Annotated in this window: 23 protein-coding genes, 1 pseudogene and 1 riboswitch; of the genes and pseudogenes, 15 read left to right on the forward strand and 9 right to left on the reverse strand. The window is 71.4% G+C overall.

Annotated elements, in window-relative coordinates:
* Positions 1–184 precede the first annotated feature (184 nt).
* Together AB0M11_RS02085 and AB0M11_RS02090 are read left to right on the forward strand one after the other, a co-directional pair.
* On the forward strand, positions 185–850 hold the full coding sequence (locus tag AB0M11_RS02085; protein ID WP_365700366.1) for a hypothetical protein: 666 nt from the start codon (positions 185–187) through the stop codon (positions 848–850).
* A gap of 10 nt (positions 851–860) precedes the next feature.
* A complete protein-coding gene (locus AB0M11_RS02090) occupies positions 861–1,928 on the forward strand; it encodes a GNAT family N-acetyltransferase (RefSeq protein WP_365700368.1) in 1,068 nt (355 codons plus the stop codon).
* A gap of 23 nt (positions 1,929–1,951) precedes the next feature.
* Here the strand turns inward: AB0M11_RS02090 and AB0M11_RS02095 are convergent, their stop codons facing one another.
* Together AB0M11_RS02095 and AB0M11_RS02100 are read right to left on the reverse strand one after the other, a co-directional pair.
* Entirely contained in the window at positions 1,952–2,233 is a 282-nt protein-coding gene (locus tag AB0M11_RS02095; protein ID WP_365700370.1) for a DUF4031 domain-containing protein, read from the reverse strand.
* Positions 2,230–2,616: a hypothetical protein gene (locus AB0M11_RS02100; RefSeq protein WP_365700372.1), complete on the reverse strand. Its 387-nt coding sequence runs from the start codon at positions 2,614–2,616 to the stop codon at positions 2,230–2,232. Before AB0M11_RS02100 ends, AB0M11_RS02095 begins: the two co-directional genes overlap by 4 nt.
* 54 nt (positions 2,617–2,670) lie before the next feature.
* On the opposite strand from AB0M11_RS02100, the gene AB0M11_RS02105 reads away from it, so the two are divergent.
* The 5 genes from AB0M11_RS02105 (at position 2,671) to AB0M11_RS02125 (ending at position 9,661) form a co-directional block, all read left to right on the forward strand.
* Entirely contained in the window at positions 2,671–3,606 is a 936-nt protein-coding gene (locus AB0M11_RS02105; RefSeq protein ID WP_365700374.1) for a MurR/RpiR family transcriptional regulator, read from the forward strand.
* A 136-nt stretch (positions 3,607–3,742) separates the two neighbouring features.
* A complete protein-coding gene (gene murQ / locus AB0M11_RS02110) occupies positions 3,743–4,672 on the forward strand; it encodes an N-acetylmuramic acid 6-phosphate etherase (RefSeq protein ID WP_365700376.1) in 930 nt (309 codons plus the stop codon).
* Positions 4,673–4,688: 16 nt separating this feature from the next.
* Complete coding sequence (locus AB0M11_RS02115) at positions 4,689–6,371, forward strand: PTS transporter subunit EIIC (RefSeq protein ID WP_365700378.1); 1,683 nt, start codon at positions 4,689–4,691, stop codon at positions 6,369–6,371.
* Positions 6,372–6,537: 166 nt separating this feature from the next.
* Complete coding sequence (locus AB0M11_RS02120; RefSeq protein ID WP_365700380.1) at positions 6,538–6,855, forward strand: trypco2 family protein; 318 nt, start codon at positions 6,538–6,540, stop codon at positions 6,853–6,855.
* A 1-nt stretch (position 6,856) separates the two neighbouring features.
* Positions 6,857–9,661, forward strand: a complete 2,805-nt coding sequence (locus AB0M11_RS02125) for a trypsin-like peptidase domain-containing protein (RefSeq protein WP_365700382.1) — start codon at positions 6,857–6,859, stop codon at positions 9,659–9,661.
* 391 nt (positions 9,662–10,052) lie between these two features.
* Here AB0M11_RS02125 and AB0M11_RS02130 read toward each other — a convergent pair whose 3' ends face one another.
* The gene (locus AB0M11_RS02130; protein WP_365700681.1) at positions 10,053–10,445 is read right to left on the reverse strand and encodes a hypothetical protein; all 393 of its coding nucleotides are present in this window, start codon (positions 10,443–10,445) and stop codon (positions 10,053–10,055) included.
* A gap of 117 nt (positions 10,446–10,562) precedes the next feature.
* Between AB0M11_RS02130 and AB0M11_RS02135 the strand changes: the two genes are divergently transcribed.
* The 6 genes and pseudogenes from AB0M11_RS02135 (at position 10,563) to AB0M11_RS02160 (ending at position 13,969) form a co-directional block, all read left to right on the forward strand.
* A complete protein-coding gene (locus AB0M11_RS02135) occupies positions 10,563–11,402 on the forward strand; it encodes a helix-turn-helix transcriptional regulator (protein WP_365700384.1) in 840 nt (279 codons plus the stop codon).
* Positions 11,386–11,601, forward strand: a complete 216-nt coding sequence (locus tag AB0M11_RS02140; RefSeq protein WP_365700386.1) for a DUF397 domain-containing protein — start codon at positions 11,386–11,388, stop codon at positions 11,599–11,601. Before AB0M11_RS02135 ends, AB0M11_RS02140 begins: the two co-directional genes overlap by 17 nt.
* Positions 11,602–11,878: 277 nt before the next feature.
* Positions 11,879–12,211 (forward strand): annotated as a pseudogene (locus AB0M11_RS02145) (hypothetical protein); the annotation flags it as partial.
* A 68-nt stretch (positions 12,212–12,279) separates the two neighbouring features.
* Complete coding sequence (locus AB0M11_RS02150) at positions 12,280–12,408, forward strand: hypothetical protein (RefSeq protein ID WP_365700388.1); 129 nt, start codon at positions 12,280–12,282, stop codon at positions 12,406–12,408.
* Positions 12,409–12,451: 43 nt separating this feature from the next.
* Complete coding sequence (locus AB0M11_RS02155; RefSeq protein WP_365700390.1) at positions 12,452–13,030, forward strand: hypothetical protein; 579 nt, start codon at positions 12,452–12,454, stop codon at positions 13,028–13,030.
* A 33-nt stretch (positions 13,031–13,063) separates the two neighbouring features.
* Positions 13,064–13,969: a helix-turn-helix domain-containing GNAT family N-acetyltransferase gene (locus AB0M11_RS02160; protein WP_365700392.1), complete on the forward strand. Its 906-nt coding sequence runs from the start codon at positions 13,064–13,066 to the stop codon at positions 13,967–13,969.
* Between the two features lie 10 nt (positions 13,970–13,979).
* On the opposite strand, the gene AB0M11_RS02165 is transcribed toward AB0M11_RS02160, so the two are convergent.
* The 5 genes from AB0M11_RS02165 to thrC all read right to left on the reverse strand — a co-directional run bounded on the left by AB0M11_RS02165 (position 13,980) and on the right by thrC (position 19,629).
* Positions 13,980–15,107, reverse strand: coding sequence for an NADH:flavin oxidoreductase (locus AB0M11_RS02165; RefSeq protein WP_365700394.1), 1,128 nt, complete (start codon positions 15,105–15,107; stop codon positions 13,980–13,982).
* Between the two features lie 288 nt (positions 15,108–15,395).
* Positions 15,396–17,018: a chaperonin GroEL gene (gene groL / locus AB0M11_RS02170; protein WP_365700396.1), complete on the reverse strand. Its 1,623-nt coding sequence runs from the start codon at positions 17,016–17,018 to the stop codon at positions 15,396–15,398.
* A gap of 333 nt (positions 17,019–17,351) precedes the next feature.
* Positions 17,352–17,558, reverse strand: a complete 207-nt coding sequence (locus AB0M11_RS02175; RefSeq protein WP_019057200.1) for a cold-shock protein — start codon at positions 17,556–17,558, stop codon at positions 17,352–17,354.
* Positions 17,559–18,026: 468 nt separating this feature from the next.
* On the reverse strand, positions 18,027–18,302 hold the full coding sequence (locus AB0M11_RS02180) for a MoaD/ThiS family protein (RefSeq protein WP_181803350.1): 276 nt from the start codon (positions 18,300–18,302) through the stop codon (positions 18,027–18,029).
* A gap of 43 nt (positions 18,303–18,345) precedes the next feature.
* Positions 18,346–19,629, reverse strand: coding sequence for a threonine synthase (gene thrC, locus AB0M11_RS02185; RefSeq protein WP_365700398.1), 1,284 nt, complete (start codon positions 19,627–19,629; stop codon positions 18,346–18,348).
* An 18-nt stretch (positions 19,630–19,647) separates the two neighbouring features.
* Positions 19,648–19,809: riboswitch (SAM riboswitch) on the reverse strand.
* 156 nt (positions 19,810–19,965) lie between these two features.
* Here thrC and AB0M11_RS02190 point away from each other — a divergent pair.
* Both AB0M11_RS02190 and AB0M11_RS02195 read left to right on the forward strand, forming a co-directional pair.
* Positions 19,966–20,910, forward strand: a complete 945-nt coding sequence (locus AB0M11_RS02190) for a glucosyl-3-phosphoglycerate synthase (protein ID WP_365700400.1) — start codon at positions 19,966–19,968, stop codon at positions 20,908–20,910.
* 131 nt (positions 20,911–21,041) lie between these two features.
* Positions 21,042–22,496: a trehalose-6-phosphate synthase gene (locus AB0M11_RS02195; RefSeq protein ID WP_365700683.1), complete on the forward strand. Its 1,455-nt coding sequence runs from the start codon at positions 21,042–21,044 to the stop codon at positions 22,494–22,496.
* A 50-nt stretch (positions 22,497–22,546) separates the two neighbouring features.
* Here AB0M11_RS02195 and otsB read toward each other — a convergent pair whose 3' ends face one another.
* On the reverse strand, positions 22,547–23,413 hold the full coding sequence (otsB, locus tag AB0M11_RS02200; RefSeq protein ID WP_365700402.1) for a trehalose-phosphatase: 867 nt from the start codon (positions 23,411–23,413) through the stop codon (positions 22,547–22,549).
* Positions 23,414–23,545 lie beyond the last annotated feature (132 nt).

Here is a 23,545-nt window from a genome sequence, read left to right on the forward strand (position 1 = left end):
CCCCACCGACGTCATCCAGCCGCACGGCCGCTCCCCCGGCGGCCGAGGCCGACCCCCCGGACGGCGTGCAGCGGGCCCCCCGGCGGTTGTGGAGCCGGTCCCCCCGCGGCCGTGCCGCCGGTCCCGCCCGGGGAATGTCGTCCCGCCGCAGGGGAATGCCGGGGGCGGGCGGGAGAATGGGCGCATGGCCGATCTCGACGCCCTGCGCTCCCGCTGGCTGACCGCCTTCCTGAGGTCGCGGGACGACGACTCCTGCGCGCCCTCCCCGTACCGGTACGCCGACGAACTGCTCCGCCGCTGGCAGGAACCCCAGCGCCGGTACCACACGGTCGACCACCTGGCCGCCGTCCTCGACCGCGTCGACGTGCTGGAGCAGTACGCGGACGACCCGGACCTGGTCAGGCTCGCCGCCTGGTTCCACGACGCCGTGTACCTGCCGGACCGGTCGACGAACGAGGAGCGCTCGGCCCGCCTCGCCGAGCGCGCCCTGCCCGAGGCCGGTCTGGCCCCGCGGCAGACGGCCGAGGTCGCCCGCCTGGTCCGGCTCACCGTCACCCACGACCCGGCCCCCGGCGACCGCAACGGCGAGGTCCTGTGCGACGCCGACCTCGCGATCCTCGCCGCCCCGCCCGCCGCGTACGCCGCCTACACCGCCGAGGTCCGCGAGGAGTACCACTTCGTCCCGAACGACGCCTTCCGCGCGGGCCGTTCCGCCGTCCTGCGCCAACTCCTCGCGCTGCCCCAGCTGTTCAGAACGCCGTACGGCCGGGCCGAGTGGGAGCCGACCGCCCGCTACAACCTCACCGCCGAGCTGGAAATGCTGTCGACCGCCGAGGGTCCCGCCTCCTAGGGTGCGACCCATGCGTGAACTGGGCGGAGATCAGATAGCGGAGGCCGTCGCCGGCTGTGTGGCGGCGCTGCGGCCGGCGGTGGCACGGAACTGGACGGAGGTGACGGCGGGCGGCCTGGACTGGACCTGCCACGACACGGCGGTCCACGTCGCCGACGACCTCGTCGCGTACGCCGCCAACCTGGCCGGGCACGCCCGGGACGCGTACGTGCCCTTCGAGCTCAGGCTGGAGGAGGGTACCGACAACTCCGGCCTGCTGCACGTGATCGAGACGACCGGCGCCCTGCTCGCCGCCGCCGTCCGCACCGCCTCCCGCCAGGACCGCGCCTTCCACCCGTACCCGTTCCGCAGCGCCGACCGCGCGGGCTTCGCCGCCATGGGCATCGCCGAAGTGCTGCTCCACACCCACGACATGACGCAGGGTCTGGGACTCCCCTACCGGCCCGCCGAGGAACTCGCCGAGTACGTCCTCGGCTACCTCTTCCCGCACGTCCAGCCCGGTCCGACGCCCTGGCAGACCCTCCTCTGGGCGACCGGCCGCGGCGAGCTGCCCGGCCGCGCCCCGGTGACCGACTGGCGCTGGAACAACAACCTCGTCATCCCCGCCGACCGCCTCGACCTCGTCGGCATCCGCCCCGCCGAAGCCAGGGACCTGCGCGTCGGCGGCGACGGCGGCTTCGAGTGGATCGAGGGCGGCCCCTACGAGGGCACCCGCGACGCCGCCGGATTCCTCCTCAAGGCCTACGAAGAGGGGGTGCACCGGCCGGAGTTCGGCGTCTTCGCCCTGGTCCGCCGGGAGGACGGCCGGGCGATCGGCGGTATCGGCTTCCACTCCGCCCCCGACGAGGACGGCCGGGTGGAGATCGGGTACGACCTGACGGAGGCCGCCCGCGGCCACGGCTACGCGACGGAAGCGGTCCGCGCCCTGGCCGACTGGGCGTTCGCCCGGGACGACGTGAACTCCCTGTTCGCGACCACGGAGGAGGCCAACACCACCTCACAGGCGGTCCTCACCCGGGCCGGCTTCACCCGGGTGAGCGAGGACGGCGAGGGCCCGGCCTTCGCCCTGCGGAAGTGACGGCCACCAAGCCGAAAGCCGCCTCAGCCCCGCCCCGCAGACGCCTGCCGCCTCTTGCGTCGCCGTAGACCGGCCCGCGTCAGCAGCCGCACCACCTCGCGGCTGCTGACCTGCACGGCACCGGCTCGCACCGCGTCCGCGTAGCGGTGGGAGGGGATGTCGTAGTGGTCGCGCTCGAAGGCGCGGCGGAGCACGCCCAGGTCCGCGGCGAAGGCGTGCAGTTCGGCGTAGGAGACGTCGCTGACCAGGTGGGACCACATCCGGCCGTGTCCCGGCCAGTCGGGCGGGTCGATGTACACCGTCATGACGACGGCGTCCCGCCGCCCAGGGAACTGCCCAGGGAGCCGACGGAGGCGACCCTCACACCGGCCTTGTGGCACACCCAGTGCGGGTCCGGGCCGAGTTCCGGTTCGACGTCCAGGGCGTGCGGGTCGCCGGAGCCGCACACCGGGCACAGCGGCCAGCGGCCGTACCGCTCAAGGAGCGCGTCCTGCACGTCCTGGGCGATCAGCCCGGTCACGTACCCGGCGCCGTCCGGCCACTGCTGGACCCACCAGCGGCGCTGCACGACGGAGTCCTCGACCAGCGAGACCACGTCCGCCTCGGCGACCTCGCCGGCGACGAGGTCGGCGAGGACCAGGGCGCGGGCGGCGTGCAACGACTGCTCCAGGGGGTTCACGGGGTCCATGGACCCATTGTGCGCGGTGTTGACCGGAGGGCGAACCGAAAATATCTTTCAAGGGTGACCGAGAAAGTGAAGGAAACTTTCGGCAACGCTGGACAGGGCGGCGGCGCCGTACCACCGGCTCCCGCCGCCCTCGCGGCCAAGGTGCGCACCCTCGCGCCCTCCATGACCCGTTCCATGCAGCGCGTCGCCGAGGCCGTCGCCGGCGACCCGGCCGGCTGCGCGGCCCTCACGGTCACCGGCCTGGCGGAACGCACCGGCACCAGCGAGGCGACCGTCGTGCGCACCGCCCGGCTGCTCGGCTACCCAGGCTACCGCGACCTGCGGCTCGCCCTCGCCGGGCTGGCCGCGCAGCAGCAGTCGGGGCGGGCGCCCGCGATCACCACCGACATCGCGGTCGACGACCCGATCGCCGACGTCGTCGCGAAACTCGCCCACGACGAGCGGCAGACCCTCGCGGACACGGCGGCCGGTCTCGACACGGTGCAGCTGGGGGCCGCCGTCAGCGCGCTCGCCGGGGCGCGGCGGACCGACGTGTACGGCATCGGGGCGTCGGGGCTGGTCGCCCAGGACCTCACGCAGAAACTGCTGCGGATAGGGCGGATAGCGCACGCCCACAGCGATCCCCATCTCGCGGTCACCAACGCGGTGCAGTTGCGGGCCGGGGACGTGGCGATAGCGATCACGCACTCCGGGGCGACCGGGGATGTCATAGAGCCGCTGCGGGTGGCCTTCGAGCGGGGGGCCACGACCGTCGCCATCACCGGGCGGCCGGGGTCGTCCGTGACGCGGTACGCCGACCATGTGCTGACGACGTCGACCTCGCGGGAGAGCGAGCTGCGGCCGGCGGCGATGTCGTCCCGGACGAGTCAGTTGCTGGTGGTGGACTGTCTGTTCGTGGGCGTGGCGCAGCGGACGTACGAGGCGGCGGCGCCGGCGCTGGCGGCGTCATATGAGGCGTTGGCTCATCGGCACCGGAGTCTGCCTCGATAGACCGTAGGGCTTGATCATCGTGAGGGCGTGCCGGTTCGGCGTGGCTTGTCGCGCTCACGCGGCGGAGGCGTATATCGATACAGCCCCGCGCCCCTGGGTAAGTGCAGTCGTCCGCGTTGAAAAGAGCCGTATCCGTATGACCACCGAACACCACTCCTTGCGTAGCGAGCTCGAAGCGCTCACCACCGAAGCGTTCCGGCCCGAGCTCGCCGAGATCGACACGCTGCCCACCCTCGACATCGCCCGCCTCATGAACGGCGAGGACGCCGCGGTGGCCGGTGCCGTGGCTCTCCGGCTGCCCGAGATCTCGGCCGCGATCGACGCCATCGCCGCCCGGATGGCCCAGGGCGGCCGGCTGGTCTACGCCGGGGCCGGAACCGCCGGGCGGCTCGGGATCCTGGACGCCTCGGAGTGCCCGCCCACCTTCGGCACCCGGCCCGGTCAGGTCGTCGGGGTGATCGCGGGCGGGCCCGCGGCCATGGTCACGTCCGTCGAAGGGGCCGAGGACTCGGCGGAGCTGGCCCGGACCGATCTCACGGCGCTCTCCCTCGGCGCCGCCGACACCGTCGTCGGGATCTCGGCCTCCGGCCGCACCCCGTACGCCGTCGGCGCCGTCGAGCACGCCCGCGCCCTCGGCGCCCTGACCGTCGGCCTCTCCTGCAACGCGGACAGCGCGCTCGCGGCCGCCGCCGAGCACGGTATCGAGGTCGTCGTCGGCCCCGAACTGCTCACCGGCTCCACCCGGCTCAAGGCCGGCACCGCCCAGAAGCTGGTCCTCAACATGTTGTCGACGATCACGATGATCCGGCTCGGCAAGACCTACGGGAACCTGATGGTCGACGTCCGCGCCTCCAACGAGAAGCTGCGGGCCCGTTCGCGGCGGATCGTGGCCCTGGCGACCGGCGCCGGGGACGCGGAGATCGAGGCGGCCCTCACGGCCACCGGCGGCGAGGTGAAGAACGCCGTGCTGGTGATCCTGGCCGGCGTCGACGGGCCCACCGCGGCCCGCCTTCTGGAGGAGTCCGGCGGTCATCTGCGCGCGGCACTCACCACGACGGGCCGCTGACCCGCACGCTCGGGGGGTGCAGAGATCGCCGTACGACACCGCCGCCGCGCTGCTGCCTCTGGTGGGCGGCCCCGCGAACGTCACCTCCGTCGCCCACTGCATGACCCGGCTGCGGCTGGGCGTCGCCGACCGGGAGAGGGTCGACCCGGAGGCGGTGCGGGCGGTGCCCGGGGTGCTGGGGGTGGTGGCCGACGGGGACACCCTCCAGGTGGTGATCGGACCGGGCGCGGTGGTGACGGTGACCGCCGAGTTCGAAAGGCTGCTCGGCGCCGACGGGGCGTCACCGCAACGCGCCCCGAAGGGGCGCGGGGAACTGCGCGAGCACCCACGACGCACCCGCACCGCCCCCCGCACCGGGACCGGCACAGGCACCGGCACCGGCACCGGCACCGGCCCTGGCACAGGCACCGGCACCGGCCCTGGCGCAGGCACAGGCACCGGGCCTGGCGCAGGCACAGGCACCGGGCCTGGCGCAGGCACAGGCCCTAGCCCTGGCACAGGCACCGGCACCGGCACCGGCACCGGCACCCGAGCCTCCCGGCCCGATCACGACCCCGCGGATCTCGCCGCCCGTGGCGCCGCGCTGAAGGCGGACCGTGCCCGGCGCAACGCGACCCCGCTCAAGACCGCCCTCCGCCGCGTCGCCGACGTCTTCGTGCCGCTCATCCCGGCCCTGATCGGCTGCGGCGTGCTCGCCGGGCTGAACGGGCTGCTCGTGAACACGGGCCGGCTGCCCTGGCTCACCCCCGCCCTCGCCGCCATCGCCTCCGGCTTCATGGCCCTGATCAGCGTGTTCGTCGGCTACAACACGGCGAAGGTGTTCGGCGGGACGCCGATCCTCGGGGGCGCGGTCGCGGCGATCGTGGTCTGTCCGGGCGTCGCCAAGGTGACGGCCTTCGGGGTGACGCTCGCCCCCGGGCAGGGCGGGGTCCTCGGGGCGCTGGCGGCGGCGCTGCTCGCGACGTACGTCGAACGGTGGTGCCGGGGCCGCGTCCCCGACGCCCTCGACGTGCTCCTGACACCCACCGTCACCGTCCTCGTCGCCGGACTGGCCACGCTCTACGGGATCATGTACGCCGCAGGTCGCGTCTCCGCCGCCATCGGCACCGCCGCGAACTGGCTGCTCGCCACCACCGGACCGTTCGCCGGACTCCTCCTCGGCGGCCTCTTCCTCCCGCTCGTCATGCTGGGCCTGCACCAGGCCCTGATCCCCATCCACACCACCCTCATCCAGCAGCAGGGCTACACCGTGCTGCTCCCCCTCCTGGCCATGGCGGGCGCCGGCCAGGTCGGGGCGGCCCTCGCCGTCTACGTCCGCCTCCGCCACGACAGTTCGCTGCGCACGACGATCAGGTCGGCGCTCCCGGCGGGTCTGCTGGGCGTCGGCGAGCCCCTCATCTACGGCGTCTCGCTCCCCCTCGGCCGCCCGTTCCTGACCGCCTGCGCGGGCGGGGCGGCGGGCGGCGCCTTCGTCGGCTTCTTCGCGCTGCTCGGCGACCGGGTGGGCGCCACCGCGATCGGCCCCTCGGGCTGGGCCCTGTTCCCGCTCCTCACGGGGAACAGGGGCCCGGCCCTGGCAGCGGCGATCTACGCGGGCGGCCTGCTGACCGGTTACGCCGTGGGATTCCTGGCGACCTACGTCTGCTTCAGCGGCGCCGGCCGCCCGGCCGGCCGGTCACCTCGGCGATCCACCGGATGAGGTCACGGGGGTCGCCGTCGGCGCGGTGCCCGGTGCCGCCCCACAACCCCCTGTCAGGTCGCAGTTCACAGGACTGTCGGCGACGTCGCGGGAAGCTCTGGCTGTTCTCGGTCACGGTCGCGAGTTGGCACACTGCTCTCCACGGGTCCGCGATCAGGGGGAGTGCATGACGAACATCGGGTTGGCGGCAGCCATCGAGGAACTGCGTCAGGAGTTGTACGAGGCCCAGGACCGGGGCGCCCGGGAGCAGTTCGCCTTCGAGATCCAGGAGGCCCAGCTGGAGTTGCTTCTGGAATTGCGGGACGACGTCAAGGGCGACGGGAGGCTGCGGTTCGGGGTGGCGACCGCGGGCGTGGGCGCCGGTCACTCGACGGCCCGGTCGCACAAGCTGACGCTCAAGCTGCGGGTCAAGGACCGGGCGGCGGGTGGCAGCAACCCCGAGATCAGCGGAGAGCGGTCCGGTTCCTGGGACGAAGAAGGCTGAGTTGGACCGCCGACGGCTCGCCCTGATCCGGGGCGGGGAAGAGGGGGAGTTCCGGCGGATCGGCAGTGGGTACCTGGTCGCACCGCGTCTGGTGCTCACGGCCCGGCATGTCGTCGAGAAGGGGCCAGGACGGTCCTGGCCTCGTATCGACGTGCGGGTGGGGCACCCTCAGGACGGCACGCGGCGCTGTGCGGCACGGGTCTGCTGGACCCACCCCGACGGTCGTGACGTGGCGTTGCTCCTGCTCGACGACTCCGTCGACGTGCCCGGCGAGGTGCGCTGGGGCGCTCCGGCCGGCAACGACCCGCTTCCGTACGACGCTCTCGGCTTCCCGTCGGCGACGGTGAAGAACGGGCAGTACACCGTCGAGCACCTGCGGGGCGAACTGCCGGTGCTGAGCGGAGGCGTCGGCGAGCAGGACCTGTACGTCCTCGACCAGGGGCCCGCGCCGGGCGGCGCGAAGGCGTGGGCGGGAGCGTCCGGCAGCGCGGTCTTCTGCCGGGACCGTCTCGTCGGGGTCGTCGTCCACGACGACGAGGCGTTCGAGAACCGGCGGCTGCACGCCTGCCCGGCTCGGTCGTTCGTCGAGGATCCGGCCTTCACGGGCCTGCTGGAGCGTCACGGGGGCGGCCGGCCCTGGCTGAGCCCCGTGGGCACGGATCTGGAACGGTACCTGCGTGCCGCCCGGCTCGCCGCCACCGAGCACCCGTACCCCGGAGTCGTCCCCGGCGTCATGCCACCGCTGTCCCAGGTGTACGTGCGCCAGCGGGTCGTACGCCTGGAGGCGCTGCCCACCGTGTCCGCGTCGCGGCCCGCGGACGAGGTCCTGACCGGTGCGGGAACCTGTCTGCTGATCGGCGGACCGGGCGTCGGCAAGTCGAGTCTGCTGCGCACCCGTCTCGCACACGGTGCCGCCGAATGGCTCGACGGCCCGTCCGCCAGAGGCCCCGCGCCGGTCCTGGTACCCGCGGCCGCTCTCCAGGGCGCTCCCCTGAGCAGGGCACTCGTCGAGGCCGTCAACGCCCAGCTCCCCCAGTACGGCCTGACGACACCCCTGCCCGACGCCTTCTTCGACAACCGTCCGGGCCCGGGGCGCGACTGGCTGGTCCTGGTCGACGGCCTCGACGAGATCACGGACCCCGCCGGCCGGAAGGACGTCCTCAGGATTGTGGCCCACGCCGGTGACCAGTACGTCTTCGTCGTGACCAGCCGCCCCGTACCCGAGGCCGAACCCGGCGTCCTCGGCCCCGAGGTCCCGCGCTACGCGTTGGAGCCGTTCCGGCCGGACGAGCTGGAGCGCGTCGCGCGCGGCTGGTTCCACGCTCTCGGCATCCCCGGACGCGAGCACGGCGCACGGCAGTTCCTCACGGCCCTGGACACCGCCCGGCTGACCGAACTCGCCCGGGTCCCGCTGACGATGTCCATGCTCTGCCAGCTCCGGGCTGAGGCCCCCGAGAACCCGCTCCCCCGCGGGCGCGGCGCGATCTACGGGGACTTCGTCGAGTTGCTGCACGAGCGCCAGTACGCGGCCGGCGCCGTGCCCCAGGCCCGTGCCGCGCTGAGACGGTACGGCTCCGACGCGGAGGCCGCGGCGGAGCGGACCGTCCAGGGCCTCCCGGACGTGCTGGCCGACCTCGCCCACCGTCTGCTCTTCGCACAGCACGGGGACCGGCCCGTTCTCGACATCGTGCGGGACCACCCGTGCGCCGCACGGCCCAAGGCGGTGCCGGAGAGGCACTGGCGGGATTTCCTGGAGTCCGTCGTGTCCGGCACCGGACTGCTCACCCGGCGCTCGCACGACCTGGCCTTCACGCACCGGACCTTCGTGGAGTACTTCGCCGCCCGCCATGTCATCGACGACGAGGCGAGACTGCGTGCCGTCTTCCGCCGGACCTACATCCGTCCGGCCCGGTGCCTGCCTGGCAGTGAGCCGCCGCCGGGGATCAAGCCACGACGGTGGGGGATCAGGTACTGGAAGCCGCCGCGGAACGACCCCTACGACGGGTTCCTGCTCGACATCACGCCGGAGGACCACCCCCTCAGGCAGGAGTTCCTGGGCAGGATGGCCTCGCGGCGTGCGGGCCTGGACGGCTTCGAGTTCCTGAACCAGCAGGTGAGACTGGGAACCTCGCTTCCCGAGGACGTCATCGCCACCACCGTGCGTCTGCTTCACGAGTGCGCCCGTGACCGGTCGCTGGACGGATACCATCGCGTGATCGCGGCCCTGATGCTGACCGAGACGGGCGAGGCGGACGGCGTGGCGCTCACCCGGGAATTCGCCCACGACAAGACCTTGGACAGCCTCAGTCGCGCGCTGGCGGCGACCGAGCTGGGCAACCTCGGGCTGACCGAAGCCGCCGAGCTCCTCCATGACGTCGCCCAGGACCCGGGCCTGGACCCGTACGACCGCGCGGCCGCGGAGTTCACGGCGTTCAGGCTCGGCCCACCGCGTGAGCGGATAGCAACGGCGCTGAAGCTGGCCGAAAGCGATGCGGAGACCGCCGGTCTCCTCCTGCTCGACATCGCGCAGGACGTCCGAGTTGACTCCTCCCACCGGGAAAGGGCGGCGAGGGAGCTGACAGAGCTCCGTCCCGACGGCATCGCCGGACTGCTCGAAAGACTCGCCCTCGACTCCACGATGGACGGCTTCAGTCGCCTGTGGGCCGCCGAGCGGCTCCTTCGGGACGACCCGCAGCGAGGGCGAACGGTACTGCGCGCCCTCCACAACGACACCACCTTCCCGCCGAGCCTCCGTCACCGGGCCGCCGTCATCTACCACAAGACCCGCGCCCCGGACCCGGAATGACAGCACGACCACCCTCAGCGTGAACGCCGTCGCCGGTTTCAGCGGTCGCCGGCTCCTCCGCCGCCGAGCGCGTCGAGGATGTGCGGCCACGCCGCCCCCCGCGGGAACCCAGGAGTCGTCCATCGGCACGAAAGGCAGCGGCCGTTCCCGCCAGGTCGAGGACACCCACTTCACTCCCGCGAGCCGGAGCGACCAGAACGCCTTCCCAGCGACGGGTCAGCTCGCGCTCAGTGATGTCCGTCGACACGACGGTATACCTGGGATTCTCGCGCCGATGCCTCGACCGACTCGCCGTCCGCTTCTCGGACGACCGCCACCTCAACGCTCATGGTTGCGACACCACAGACCGGGCCACCCCTCACAGCGGCGTACGGGCAGGGATTCCGAGGCGTCAGCGGGGCAGCCGCCCAGCCCTGTTGACCTGCCGTACCTGCGCCCGCAGCACCTCCTGCGGCGGCGCCGGCTCCAGCGACCCCGCCGGGCAGTCCCACTCCCGGCCACCGGCCACGGGCCGCACCTGCACCCGCCCGCCCACATGCCCCCTGACCTCGCCGGTCCGCCCGTCACGTACGTCCGTCACATACGCCCCGACGGGCGGCCGTTCCCCCCGCACCACCGAGGCAAGCCGCTCTGCGACCCGGATATTGCACCGCCCCAGTTCGACCAAGGCGAACGGCTCGTCGCTCGCGCCGGTCACCGGGTCGACGCAGAGCGAGGGCAACACGACACCGACACCCTTCAGCGCTGCCCGCAGCGACTCCACGACCTCTTCGGTGGTCCGCAGCACCATTCCATACCTCCACGCTGAGTTCGCATTTCGCCACACAGCGTGTCCATCGCGGCCCTAGCCTGGCTAGACACGGCATCCCAACAACCTCGTCTGTCGGATAGGGGCGTGCACATGGCAGGGCCGAAGGATCTGGATCCGTCGTCGTCACCGCGCGCCCTGCTGGGAGCGGAGTTGAGGCACGCACGGGAGCGGAAGGGGCTCAGCCAGGCGGAGTTGGGGCAACGGCTGTTCGTGAGCGGGTCGTTCATCGGCCAGCTGGAGGCAGGGACACGGCGGATGCAGCCGGAGTACGCACGATTGCTGGACGAGGCCCTGGAGACGGACGACTTCTTCCAGCGGAACTGCGAGGCGGCGGCGAAGTCGAGGTACCCGGATCACTTCGCGGAGGCGGCGGAGGCTGAGGCACGGGCCACGGCGATCAGTCAGTATGCGGCGCTGCTCATTCCGGGGCTGCTCCAGACCAGGGCCTACGCCGAGGCAGTGTTCCGTGCCTACAAGCCGACGGCCCCGGAGCAGGTGATCGAGGAGTTGGTATCGGCCCGGATGGGGCGGACTCACCTGCTCGACGACCCAACAGTGCCGTTGTTGTGGGCGGTGATTGACGAGGCCGCGTTACGCAGGCCGACCGGCGGGCCCTCCGTGATGGCCGAAGCCCTGCACCACCTCGCCGGACTGATCCGCCGAAGGCGGGTGATCGTGCAGGTGCTGCCGTTCCGCGCGGGCGCGCACGCCTCGCTGGACGGCCCCCTGAAGCTGATGGAGTTCACCGACGGGCCACCGCTCTCGTTCGTCGAAGCCCCAGACGTGGGAAGGCTGCTCGACGACCCGGCCGTCGTGGCCCGCCATGCCCAGATGTTCAAACTCCTCCTCGCCGCTTCCCTTTCTCCATCGGATTCCCTGGTCTTGATCGAGTCGGCGGCGCAGGATTACGAGCATGAGGAACTTGCCTGAGTACGACCCGAGCATCGCCACATGGCGAAAGTCCAGCTACAGCGGCGGACAGGGCGGCGACTGCCTCGAAGTCTCCGACGCGCACCCCGCCCTCATCCCCGTCCGCGACTCCAAAATGGCACCCCGCGGCCCGGAGCTCGTGTTCCGGGCGGAAGCGTGGTCAGCCTTCGTCGAAAACCTCAAGGGCCACGGCGTTTGAGCCGGCTTGAGCCTCGGGCGCCCAGCCCCGAGCCCCTTTTTCAAGGAATGGTGGGAGGGCCTCAACCCACCCTCCCACCCGGCGCGTTGACTTGACGCGTTCGGTTTGCCACGCACAGTCACGATCGTCTAGCGTGCCCGCACAACGAACGAAACAGCCCCCGCCAGGCGCTAGCAACACCTGCGGGGGCTTGACCAACGAGATCGGAAACAGCGATCCCATGGCTGACAGCCAGCTTAGTGCTGCCCCCGTGCCCGCGCACGCCGCCCCGCACCCCATGGCCAACCCGGGGTACGGAAAGCGGTCAGCGCCGGACCAACACCGCCGCTCCGCGCACGACTTCGCCCACCTCCCCCCGCGCGAAGCCGCCATCGCCGCGTACGTCGACCGGCTCCCCGAGGGCGCCGACATCTCCGTGAAGACGCTGGCCAAGCAGCTCCCGTACGGGCAGTGCGCCCTCCGGACGGCCCTGAACAACCTCCAGCGGGCAGGGCATTTGAGGCGGGGCCGGGAACATCTGGCCGAGTCGGGAAGTCGTCGCTGGATCACCCGATCGTGGTGGTTCCGTACCGCACGCGACGATGACTGGTGGGCGGCGTTCACGCGAGGCCCGTCGGCTACGCGGAAGCCAACATCCCCGTCTACCTCCTCATCGACCGCGACAACTGCACAGTCGTCGTGCACAGCGAGCCCAAGGACGGCCGCTACCGCCAGACGCTCGCGCATCCCTGGGGCGCCACCGTCGAACTTCCGCCGCCTGTGAGCGTCACTCTCGACACCGAGCCACTCAAGACATACGCGTACTGACCTTCACAGGGCGTTGTCAGCGCCGTGTGCCACCCTGGTCCCCATGAACCACTCCCAGCTCACCGCCCTGGGCCGGGCCCTTCGTCTGCTCGGTGAGCACGGGGAGGCCCTGACCGGCGACACGCCCGACGCCAAGCTGCACGAGGTGAAGGACGACCTGCGGCGCGCGCTCGACCTGCTGGAGGAGAGCGTCAGCGCGGCCGCGCCCACCACCCGGTGCGCCGAGCATCCGCAGGGGCCCGTGGACGAGAGCGCCCCGGACCTGTGCCTGCTGTGCGAGACGCGGCGGCGGGCGGCGCGCCGGTCCGAGTACGGCGGCGGGCCCCGGCCGTCCACGCCGGGAGAGGCCGCCGGTCCGTCCATGTCCCGGTACGGCGTGCGCGCCGACCGGCCGCAGCCCCAGCAGCGCTGGCTGCCGGAAGCGTGGAACGGCAGGGAGTGGGAGCTGTGCGGCACCCCCCGGCGCGACCGGCGGGAGGCCGAGCTGTATCTGGCCGCCCAGCGGCGCGGGTCACGGCCGGCCATGGCCTACCGACTGGTGCACGAGTTCACCGACTACGAGGTGCTGCGCGTGTGGGGCACCCCGGTGCACGTGGACATCGAGCCCCTGGGCAATCTCTAGGCAGCCCCCAGCTTCTCTGACTAAAGTCAGAGAATGGATGAGGCGCAGATCGAGCAGGTCCGGCGGTTCAACCGCACCGTCACCGAGCGCGTGGGCGTGCTCCACGACCGCTACCTGGGCCGTGACCGGCCGATCGGCGAGGCACGGCTGCTCTGGGAGATCGGCGAGCGGGACCAGGACGTGCGGCGGCTGCGTGAGCGACTCGGGCTCGACTCCGGGTACGTCAGCCGGCTGCTGCGTTCCCTGGAGAGCGACGGCCTGGTGGCGGTGGAGCCGCACCCCGAGGACAGGCGGGTGCGCACCGTGCGGCTGACCGAGAAGGGGCGGGCGGAGCGCGCCCTGCTCGACGACCGCAGCGACGACCTGGCCGGTTCCCTCCTCCAGCCGCTCAACACCGCGCAGCGCGCCCGGCTGGTGGCGGCCATGGCCGAGGTCGACCGGCTGCTGACCGCCAGCACGGTCACCCTCGACACCGTCGACCCCGATCACCCCGACGCCCGGCACTGCCTGCTGGCCTACTTCGCCGAACTGCAGGAGCGCTTCGACACCGGCTTCGACCCCGCCCGCAGCCTGCTGCCCGACGCCGGTGAACTGCGGCCCCCGCGCGGCCTGTTCCTGGTCGCCCGGCTGCACGGCGAACCCGTCGGCTGCGCGGGGGTGAAGCTGCCGTCCGATGCTCCGGCGGAGATCAAGCGCATGTGGGTCGACCCGCGGGCCCGCCGGCTCGGGCTCGCCCGCCGGTTCCTGACCGAACTGGAGGCGCGGGCCGCCCGGCACGGCCACGACACCCTGCGCCTGGACACCAACAAGACGCTCACCTCGGCGATCAGCCTCTACCACTCCTTCGGCTTCGAGGAGGTCCCGGCCTTCAACGACGAGCCCTACGCCCACCACTGGTTCGAGAAGCGGATCACCGCGCCGTCGGCCGAGCGGCCGTGACGGAACCGGCTCAGCTCAGCGTCTTCAGCGCCGCCCCGTCGAACGGCTTCAGCTCGTCCGCGCGGCCGCCGAGGACCTTCGCCGCCCACTCGGGGTCCTGCAGCAGGGCGCGGCCGACGGCGACCATGTCGTACTCCTCGCGCTCCAGGCTGTCGAGGAGGTCGTCGATGCCCCTGGTCGTGGCGCCCTCACCGGCGAACGCCTTGAGGAACTCGCCGTCCAGGCCGACGGAGCCGACGGTGATGGTGGGCCTGCCGGTGAGCTTCTTGGTCCAGCCGGCCAGGTTCAGGTCGGAACCCTCGAACTCGGGGAGCCAGTAGCGGCGCGTGGAGGCGTGGAAGACGTCGACGCCGGCGGCGGCCAGCGGGGTGAGGACCGCCTCCAGCTCCTCGGGGGTCTCGGCGAGCCGGGCGTCGTAGTTGTCGGACTTCCACTGCGAGAAGCGGAAGATGACGGGGAACTCCGGGGAGACCGACGCACGGACGGCGGCCACGATCTCCGCCGCGAACTTCGTGCGGGCGACCGGGTCGCCGCCGTACGCGTCGGTGCGGCGGTTGGTGCCCGCCCACAGGAACTGGTCGATCAGGTAGCCGTGGGCGCCGTGCAGCTCGACGCCGTCGAAGCCGGTGCGCTCGGCGGCGGCCGCGGCCTCGGCGAACGCGCGGACGACATCGTCGAGGTCCTGCTGGGTCATCGCCCGGCCCTCGCCCTCGGCGCCGTCCAGACGGACGCCGGAGGGGCCGACGGCGGGGGCGTCCGCGTAGGGCGCCTGGCCCTGCTTGCGGACCATGCCGATGTGCCAGAGCTGCGGGACGATCGTGCCGCCGGCCGCGTGCACCCCCTCGGCGACCTTCGCCCAGCCCGCCAGCTGCTCCTCGCCGTGGAACCGCGGGACGCGGTCGCTGTTCCCGGCCGACTCGTGGCCGACGTACGTCCCCTCGGTGACGATCAGACCGACACCGGCGGCGGCCCGGCGGGCGTAGTACGAGACCACGTCGTCGCCGGGCACGCCGCCGGGGCTGAACTGGCGGGTCATCGGGGCCATCACGATCCGGTTGGGGACCGTGAGCCCGTTCAGGACGATGGGACGGGAGAGGATCTCGGCCGCGCGGGAGGCGGGGGACGTGGTGACGGTCACGTGGGGGTCTCCTCGTGAGGGGGGGCGGGAACCCGGGCGGTTCACCCAGGTCCGGTACCGGTCGGTATGTGCACACGCATCGAGTGCTCCTCTGGGAGAACGATCAGCCCGGGGTGCGCATTCCCGCTCCCCCGCCGTTGCCGTGTGACCCAGGACACGAGGACCGCGGTCCCGTGGCCGTCGCGGGAACGCCGAAGGGCGGCATCCCCTGTCGAACAGGGGATGCCGCCCTCGGTGCTGCGTCAGGACATCCGAGCCGTCAGGCTCAGAAATTCCGAGCCGTCAGGCTCAGAAGTCCATGTCACCGCCCGGCATGCCGCCCGGAGCGGCCGCGGCGGCCTTCTCCGGCTTGTCGGCGATGACGGCCTCGGTGGTGAGGAACAGCGCGGCGATGGAGGCGGCGTTCTGCAGGGCAGAGCGGGTCACCTTCGCCGGGTCGATGATGCCCTCGGCGACCAGGTCGACGTACTCACCGGTCGCGGCGTTCAGGCCGTGACCCGGGGTGAGGGAGCGGACCTTCTCCACCACGACGCCGCCTTCGAGGCCGGCGTTCACGGCGATCTGCTTCAGCGGGGCCTCCAGGGCGAGCTTCACGGCCTGCGCGCCGGTCGCCTCGTCACCGTCCAGCTCCAGCTTCTCGAAGACCGAGGAGGCCTGCAGCAGGGCCACGCCACCACCGGCGACGATGCCCTCCTCGACGGCCGCCTTGGCGTTGCGCACGGCGTCCTCGATGCGGTGCTTGCGCTCCTTGAGCTCGACCTCGGTCGCGGCACCCGCCTTGATGACGGCGACGCCACCGGCGAGCTTCGCCAGGCGCTCCTGGAGCTTCTCGCGGTCGTAGTCCGAGTCGGACTGCTCGATCTCGGCGCGGATCTGGTTGACCCGGCCCTGGACCTGCTCGGTGGAGCCGGCACCGTCGACGATGGTGGTCTCGTCCTTGGTGATGACCACCTTGCGGGCGCGGCCCAGCAGGTCGAGGGTCGTGTTCTCCAGCTTGAGACCGACCTCCTCGGAGATGACCTCGCCGCCGGTGAGGATGGCGATGTCGTTCAGCATCGCCTTGCGGCGGTCGCCGAAGCCCGGGGCCTTGACGGCGACGGACTTGAAGGTGCCGCGGATCTTGTTGACGACCAGGGTCGACAGGGCCTCGCCCTCGACGTCCTCGGCGATGATCAGCAGCGGCTTGCCCGACTGCATGACCTTCTCCAGCAGCGGGAGCAGGTCCTTGACGGAGCCGATCTTGGAGTTGGCGATCAGGATGTACGGGTCGTCGAGGGACGCCTCCATACGCTCCATGTCGGTGGCGAAGTACGCCGAGATGTAGCCCTTGTCGAAGCGCATACCCTCGGTGAGCTCCAGCTCCAGACCGAAGGTCTGGGACTCCTCGACGGTGATGACGCCTTCCTTGCCGACCTTGTCCATGGCCTCGGCGATCAGCTCGCCGATCTGGGTGTCGGCGGCGGAGATGGAGGCCGTGGAGGCGATCTGCTCCTTGGTCTCGACGTCCTTCGCCTGCTCCAGCAGGGCACCGGAGACGGCCTCGACGGCCTTCTCGATACCGCGCTTCAGGGCCATCGGGTTGGCACCGGCGGCCACGTTGCGCAGGCCCTCGCGGACCAGGGCCTGGGCGAGCACGGTCGCGGTGGTCGTACCGTCACCGGCGACGTCGTCCGTCTTCTTGGCGACTTCCTTGACCAGCTCGGCGCCGATCTTCTCGTACGGGTCCTCCAGCTCGATCTCCTTGGCGATGGACACACCATCGTTGGTGATCGTGGGGGCGCCCCACTTCTTCTCAAGGACGACGTTGCGGCCCTTGGGGCCGAGGGTGACCTTGACGGCGTCGGCGAGCTGGTTCATACCGCGCTCAAGGCCGCGCCGCGCCTCCTCGTCGAACGCGATGATCTTGGCCATGTGAAGTGGTCCCTCCAGGACTGGGGGTGAGTCTTCGGACCGCGCCCGCGCCCGCGACGGACGGCTCGCCGGCCCGTGGGTTCCTTGCCCCACCCGGCCTGCGGGCCTCACCGACCCGGTCCTTCGTTGTCACTCTCACCTTCAGAGTGCTAACGCCAATGATTAGCACTCGCCCATGCCGAGTGCAAGCGCCTGCCCGGTATCGACCCCTGGAGTCAGGCCCTCCCGGGCATGCGCCGGGCATGCGCCGGGCATGCCGAAGGGCTCGTGCCCCGGGAGGCACGAGCCCTTCGAAGAAGTACAGAAGAACGTCGCTGTCAGTCGGCGCGTGCTTCAGCTGGTCGCCAGTCGGACCATGTCCGCCTGCGGCCCCTTCTGGCCCTGCGAGATCTCGAAATCGACCCGCTGACCCTCTTCCAGGGTGCGGTAGCCGTCCATCTGAATCGCGCTGTAGTGGACGAAAACATCCGCACCACCGTCGACCGCGATGAAGCCGTACCCCTTCTCCGCGTTGAACCACTTGACGGTGCCCTGAGCCATGCCTAACTCCCCTATTACTGGCCCTTGCACAGATCCACACTTCGCGGATCCGGGTCAGACCTCACCCCCCATTGGTTGGGGGCGTGCGCCGGAACGCGTCGACCGCGGCTGAATGTATCTGTCCAACTGCCGTCTGCAACAGGTCAATCGGACGAGAATTCTGGACGGAAGGGGTCCGGAATGTAGCAAGAATTCGGCCGAATTCAGGGCAAGTCGGGCCCCACAAAGGCCACAAAAGCCGCATATAACCCACGCACTTTGGCTACTTCTTGCCGGGCCTGCGGTGTCGAATACAGGGCCCCCGACCTGGAGATCGGGACCGCGTTCCCCAACTGTACCGCGCTCAACCACACAGAATTGCCCCCTCCGCTTCTCTCACGGAGGGGGCAATCAAGTGAACAGTCGGTGAGGGCCATTACCGAAGGTAATGTTCGGTCATTCGGCCATCACGTCACGAGAGGGGCCAGGTCAGCCGCCGGCCACGGCCGGGATGATGGAGACGCCGGCGCCGTCGGGCGTGGCGGTCTCCAGGCCCTGCTCGAAGCGGACGTCGTCGTCGTTGACGTACACGTTGACGAAACGGCGCAGCTTGCCCTGGTCGTCGAGGACGCGCGCGGAGATCCCGGTGTGGTTCTTCTCCAGGTCCGAGATGACCTCGCCCAGGGTGGTGCCTTCTGCGGTGACTTCGGCCTGACCGCCGGTGTAGGTGCGCAGGATGGTGGGGATGCGAACGGTGACGCTCACGTTTTTGACCTCCGGTCTGGGCAACGCCCTAATTCTCGGGGACTCAGGCGAGCCCGGCCGCACGGAAAGACTCCAGATTCGGGCGAATGGTGGCGGTGAGCCCGGTGCCCGCGACCGCGTCCAGCGTCTTCAGTCCATCACCGGTGTTGAGTACAACGACCGACTTCGCCGGATCAATCAACCCATTCTCAATGAGCTTTTTGGTGACTCCAACCGTCACCCCGCCGGCGGTTTCCGCGAAGATTCCCTCGGTCCGCGCGAGCAGCTTGATGGCGTCGACGACCTGCTCGTCGGTGACGTCCTCCACCGCACCGCCGGTACGGCGCGCGACGTCCAGGACGTACGGCCCGTCGGCCGGGTTGCCGATGGCCAGCGACTTGGCGATGGTGTTCGGCTTCTGCGGCCGCACCACGTCGTGGCCCGCCTTGTAGGCCACCGAGACCGGCGAGCACCCCTCGGCCTGGGCGCCGAAGATCTTGTACGGCTTGTCCTCGACCAGGCCGAGCTTGATCAGCTCCTGCAGACCCTTGTCGATCTTCGTGAGCTGCGAGCCGGAGGCGATCGGGATGACCAGCTGGTCCGGGATCTCCCAGCCGAGCTGCTCGCAGATCTCGTACGCCAGGGTCTTGGAGCCCTCCGCGTAGTACGGCCGCAGGTTGACGTTGACGAAGCCCCAGCCCTCGCCGGCCGAGTCGCCGATCAGCTCGGAACAGAAACGGTTCACGTCGTCGTAGTTGCCCTCGATGCCGACGAGCTCGCCGCCGTAGATCGCGGCCATGACGACCTTGCCCTGCTCCAGGTCGTGCGGGATGAACACGCACGAGCGGAAGCCGGCGCGGGCGGCGGCGGCACCGACCGCGCCGGCCAGGTTGCCGGTGGAGGAGCAGGAGAGGGTGGTGTAGCCGAAGGCGCGGGCGGCCTCGACGGCCTGGGCGACGACGCGGTCCTTGAAGGAGTGCGTCGGGTTGCCGGAGTCGTCCTTCACGTACAGCCCGCCGGTCACCCCGAGCTCGCGGGCCAGGTTGTCGGCCTTGACCAGCTTGGTCCAGCCGGGGTTGATGTTCGGCTTGGTCGCCACGTCCGCCGGGACGGGCAGCAGCGGCGCGTAGCGCCAGATGTTCGTGGGGCCCGCCTCGATCCGCTTGCGGAGCTCCTCGGTGTCGTAGGCCGAGAAGTCGTACGCGATCTCCAGCGGGCCGAAACACTCCTCGCAGGCGAACACCGGGCCGAGCGGCACCCGGTGACCGCACTCGCGGCAGCTGAGGGCAGCGGCGGGACCGAGGTCGACGGTGGAATCCGTGGTGCTTGCAACAGTCTGCACAGCCATGTGAGGCGAGGCCCTTTCTCCTCATCTTCCTCACGACGCATCTCGCCGTGAGACGGATTTGGCACCTTCCCTAGCCGGGAGCCTCGCGGACGATCGACACTGACCGGCGATCTACGAGAACCGACTGGAGGGTTGCCGGGGCTTCATCGGGCCGTTTCCCTCTGCCCCTCTGGATGAGCTGTATGCGGTTGTCGGCGCCGGACGACCCAGGACATGCGATGGTCATCGGCGTTGTTCAAGACTGTAACCGAAGGCCAGGACAGTTGAGAGAGTCGTCCGAACCGCGAGATGGATCACACCCCGTCGTGTGACCGTGACAGTGAGGAGCCGCTGACCGTGCTGGAAGAAGTCGAGCGCTGGCTGGCCACCCGCTCCTGGTCCGTGACCGAACGTCCCCTGCACCGGGTCATGGCCGCCAAACGGTCCTCCGGGCAGACGGTCAGCGTCGTGCTGCCCGCGCTCAACGAGGAGGACACCGTCGGCGACATCGTCGCGATCATCCGTCACGACCTCATGCAGCAGGTACCGCTCGTCGACGAGATCGTGGTCGTCGACTCCGGCTCCACCGACCGCACCGCCGCCGTCGCCGCGGCGGCCGGCGCCCGCGTCGTGCACCGCGACGCGATCCTGCCCCGCATCCCCGCCGTCCCCGGCAAGGGCGAGGTCCTCTGGCGCTCCCTCCTGGTCACCACCGGGGACGTCGTCTGCTTCGTCGACGCCGACCTGCGGGAGTTCTCCTCCGACTTCGTCACCGGCATCGTCGGCCCGCTCCTCACCGACCCGGACGTGGACCTGGTCAAGGCGATGTACGACCGCCCGCTCGGCGGCGCGGCCGGACAGGGCGGCCGGGTCACCGAACTGATGGCCCGCCCGCTGCTGAACATGCACTGGCCCCAGCTGGCCGGCTTCGTCCAGCCGCTCGGCGGCGAGTACGCGGCCCGCCGCTCGCTGCTGGAGCAGCTGCCCTTCCCGGTCGGCTACGGCGTGGAGCTGGGCATGCTGGTCGACGCCCTGCACCTGGTCGGCCTCGACGCCCTCGCCCAGGTCGACGTCGGCGTCCGCAAACACCGCCACCAGGACGGCCAGGCGCTCGGCCGGATGTCCGCCGCGATCTACCGCACGGCGCAGCTCCGGCTGGCCCGCGGCCACCTGATCCGCCCCTCCCTCACCCAGTTCGAGCGGGGCGAGGACGGCTTCGAACCGCGCACGTACTCCGTGGACACCGAGGAACGCCCGCCGATGGTGGAGATCACCGAGTACGCCGAGCGCCGGGTGGCGTGACGTCGCCGCTGACGCCCCCGCCGACGTCGTGGCCTGACGTCGCCCTACGGCCGTATACGGCGGCGCGTCGGACGCCGCCGTACGTTTGAGCGTTTACGGGCCGGGCTAGGTTCAGGCGTATGGCTTCTCCCATGGCTTCCACCGGCGGTGCCGAGGTGCTGGTCGCCTCGAACCGCGGCCCGGTCTCGTACGAGCTGCGCGACGACGGTTCCCTGCACGCCAGGAGGGGCGGTGGCGGACTGGTCTCAGGACTGTCGGCCATCGGGCCGGACGCGAACGCGGTGTGGGTGTGCGCGGCGCTGAGCGACGGCGACCGGGAGGCGGTGCGGCGGGCCGAGGGCGGCACGCTGCCGGCCGAGGACACCGGCGGCCAGCGGGTCCGGATGCTCGACATCGACGCGGACGTGTTCTCCGACGCGTACAACGGCATCGCGAACTCGGTCCTCTGGTTCGTCCACCACATGCTCTACCAGACCCCGCTGGAGCCGGTCTTCGACGCGGAGTTCCGCCGGCAGTGGGGTGCGTACCAGGCCTACAACCGCGCCTTCGCCGAGGCGCTGGCGCAGGAGGCGGGACAGGGCGCGGTGGTGGTCATCCAGGACTACCACCTGGCCCTGGCCCCGCGGATGCTGCGCCGCCTGCGCCCCGACCTGCGCATCGGCCACTTCTCCCACACCCCCTGGGCGCCGCCGGACTACTTCCGGCTCCTCCCCGACGACATCGCCGCGGAGCTGCTGAGCGGGATCCTGGGCGCCGACCACGCGGCGTTCCTGACGCGGCGGTGGGCGGACGCGTTCGTCGCCTGCTGCCACGCGGTGCTGGGGCCGGGCATCCCCGCCGCCGATCCGTCCTCCGGCGGGACCCGGATCGGGGTGCACGGGCTGGGGGCCGACGCGGACTTCCTGCGCAAGCGGGCGCACGAGCCGGACGTGGACGAGCGGATGGCCGCTCTCCGGGAGGAGATCGGGGAAGGCCGGAAGACGATCGTCCGGGTCGACCGGACCGAGCTGTCGAAGAACATCGTGCGGGGACTGCTGGCGTACCGGCAGCTGCTCGACGACCATCCCGAGTGGCGGGAGCGGGTGGTGCATGTCGCGTTCGCGTATCCGTCGCGCCAGGACCTCGCCGTCTACCGGGACTACACCGCGGAAGTGCAGCGGGTGGCCGACGAGATCAACACCGCCTACGGGACGCCTGACTGGACGCCGGTGGTGCTGCACGTCAAGGACGACTTCGCCCGCTCGCTGGCGGCCTACCGGCTGGCCGACGTGGCGCTGGTGAACCCGATCCGCGACGGCATGAACCTCGTGGCGAAGGAGATCCCGGTGGTGTCGGACGAGGGATGCGCGCTGGTGCTGTCGCGAGAGGCCGGGGCGTACGAGGAGCTGGGCGAGGACGCGGTGGTCGTGAACCCGTACGACATCGGCGGGACCGCCGACGCGCTGGCGCTGGCGCTGGCCATGCCGGTGGAAGAGCGGGCGGAGCGGTGCAAGAGGCTGGCCGAGGCGGCTACGGCGTTGCCGCCGGCCGCCTGGTTCCTTGAGCAGTTGGGGGCGTTGGGCGCGTCGGAGGGGCAGGCCGGGTAGAGGTTCGGCTGCGGGCCGGTGGGGGCTGGTCGCGCAGTTCCCCGCGCCCCTTACGGGGCGCTGCAGTGCGGGACGCTCAGGGCTGCCAGGCTCCTCAGCAGTCTTACGACTCCCTCCGGGCCCTCCACCACCACGTCCGCGCGGTCCGCCAGCTCGGTCACCTCGGTGCTGCCGCTGCATACCAGCAGGCCCGGGACGCCCTCCTCGCGGAGTTTCTCGATGGTGGCGAAGGCGGGGATGTCGCCGAGGTCGTCGCCGGCGTAGAGGATCGAGTCGGCGCCGATCCGGGTGGCGAACTCACGCAGGGCGACGCCCTTGTCCATGCCCGGGGGGCGGAGTTCCAGGACCAGGCGGCCCGGTTCGACGATCAGGGCGTGCCGGGTGGCGAGGTCGGTGAGGGGGGCGCGGAGGGTTTCGAAGGTGGCCTGGGGGTCGTCGGCGCGGCGGGTGTGGACCGCGATCGCCCGGCCCTTCTCCTCGATCCAGGTGCCGTGCGAGGCGCCGGCCCGGTCGAGGAGGGCGGGGAGTTCGGCGCGGACCGCGGCGATGCCAGGGTGCGGGGGCGGTGCGGTGATCTCGCCGGTCGCCGCGTCCCAGCGCTCGGCGCCGTAGTGGCCGAGGACGACGAGGTGTTCCAGGCCGGGTACGCCGGCGAAGCCGCCGTAGCGGACGGCCACCTCGGCCGGGCGGCCGGTGACGACGGCGACGGCGGCCACCTTCGGCGCGAGTGCGGCGAGCACCGGTACGGCGTCCGGGTGGGCCCGCGCCTGCTCGGGGTCGGCGACGATCGGTGCGAGGGTGCCGTCGAAGTCGAGGCCGACGAGAGCGGACCCGGGGCGCGCGAGAAGCGCGGCGAGACCGTCGCGACCGGCGGCCGTGCGGGGCGTCGGGAGGGGTTCCGTGATGTGGGTTCCCATGGGCCGACACTATCGCGCCCCGTCAGGCGCGCGGGTCCGTGTCGATGCGCGCCTCCACCGCGTGGCCACGACCACCCCCCACCGGCACCGCGCCCTTCAGGGGCGCGGGGAACTGCGCGACAAGCCCCCAAC

The sequence above is a fragment of the Streptomyces sp. NPDC051987 genome, assembly GCF_040680735.1.
GTDB lineage: Bacteria > Actinomycetota > Actinomycetes > Streptomycetales > Streptomycetaceae > Streptomyces.

Coding starts and splice junctions, on each gene's coding strand:
- AB0M11_RS02085 (WP_365700366.1), top strand. CDS start 185: ATGGCCGATCTCGACGCCCTGCGCTCCCGCTGGCTGACCGCCTTCCTG.
- AB0M11_RS02090 (WP_365700368.1), top strand. CDS start 861: ATGCGTGAACTGGGCGGAGATCAGATAGCGGAGGCCGTCGCCGGCTGT.
- AB0M11_RS02095 (WP_365700370.1), bottom strand. CDS start 2,233: ATGACGGTGTACATCGACCCGCCCGACTGGCCGGGACACGGCCGGATG.
- AB0M11_RS02100 (WP_365700372.1), bottom strand. CDS start 2,616: ATGGACCCCGTGAACCCCCTGGAGCAGTCGTTGCACGCCGCCCGCGCC.
- murQ (WP_365700376.1), top strand. CDS start 3,743: ATGACCACCGAACACCACTCCTTGCGTAGCGAGCTCGAAGCGCTCACC.
- AB0M11_RS02120 (WP_365700380.1), top strand. CDS start 6,538: ATGACGAACATCGGGTTGGCGGCAGCCATCGAGGAACTGCGTCAGGAG.
- AB0M11_RS02135 (WP_365700384.1), top strand. CDS start 10,563: ATGGCAGGGCCGAAGGATCTGGATCCGTCGTCGTCACCGCGCGCCCTG.
- AB0M11_RS02140 (WP_365700386.1), top strand. CDS start 11,386: ATGAGGAACTTGCCTGAGTACGACCCGAGCATCGCCACATGGCGAAAG.
- AB0M11_RS02155 (WP_365700390.1), top strand. CDS start 12,452: ATGAACCACTCCCAGCTCACCGCCCTGGGCCGGGCCCTTCGTCTGCTC.
- AB0M11_RS02160 (WP_365700392.1), top strand. CDS start 13,064: ATGGATGAGGCGCAGATCGAGCAGGTCCGGCGGTTCAACCGCACCGTC.
- groL (WP_365700396.1), bottom strand. CDS start 17,018: ATGGCCAAGATCATCGCGTTCGACGAGGAGGCGCGGCGCGGCCTTGAG.
- AB0M11_RS02175 (WP_019057200.1), bottom strand. CDS start 17,558: ATGGCTCAGGGCACCGTCAAGTGGTTCAACGCGGAGAAGGGGTACGGC.
- thrC (WP_365700398.1), bottom strand. CDS start 19,629: ATGGCTGTGCAGACTGTTGCAAGCACCACGGATTCCACCGTCGACCTC.
- AB0M11_RS02195 (WP_365700683.1), top strand. CDS start 21,042: ATGGCTTCCACCGGCGGTGCCGAGGTGCTGGTCGCCTCGAACCGCGGC.
- otsB (WP_365700402.1), bottom strand. CDS start 23,413: ATGGGAACCCACATCACGGAACCCCTCCCGACGCCCCGCACGGCCGCC.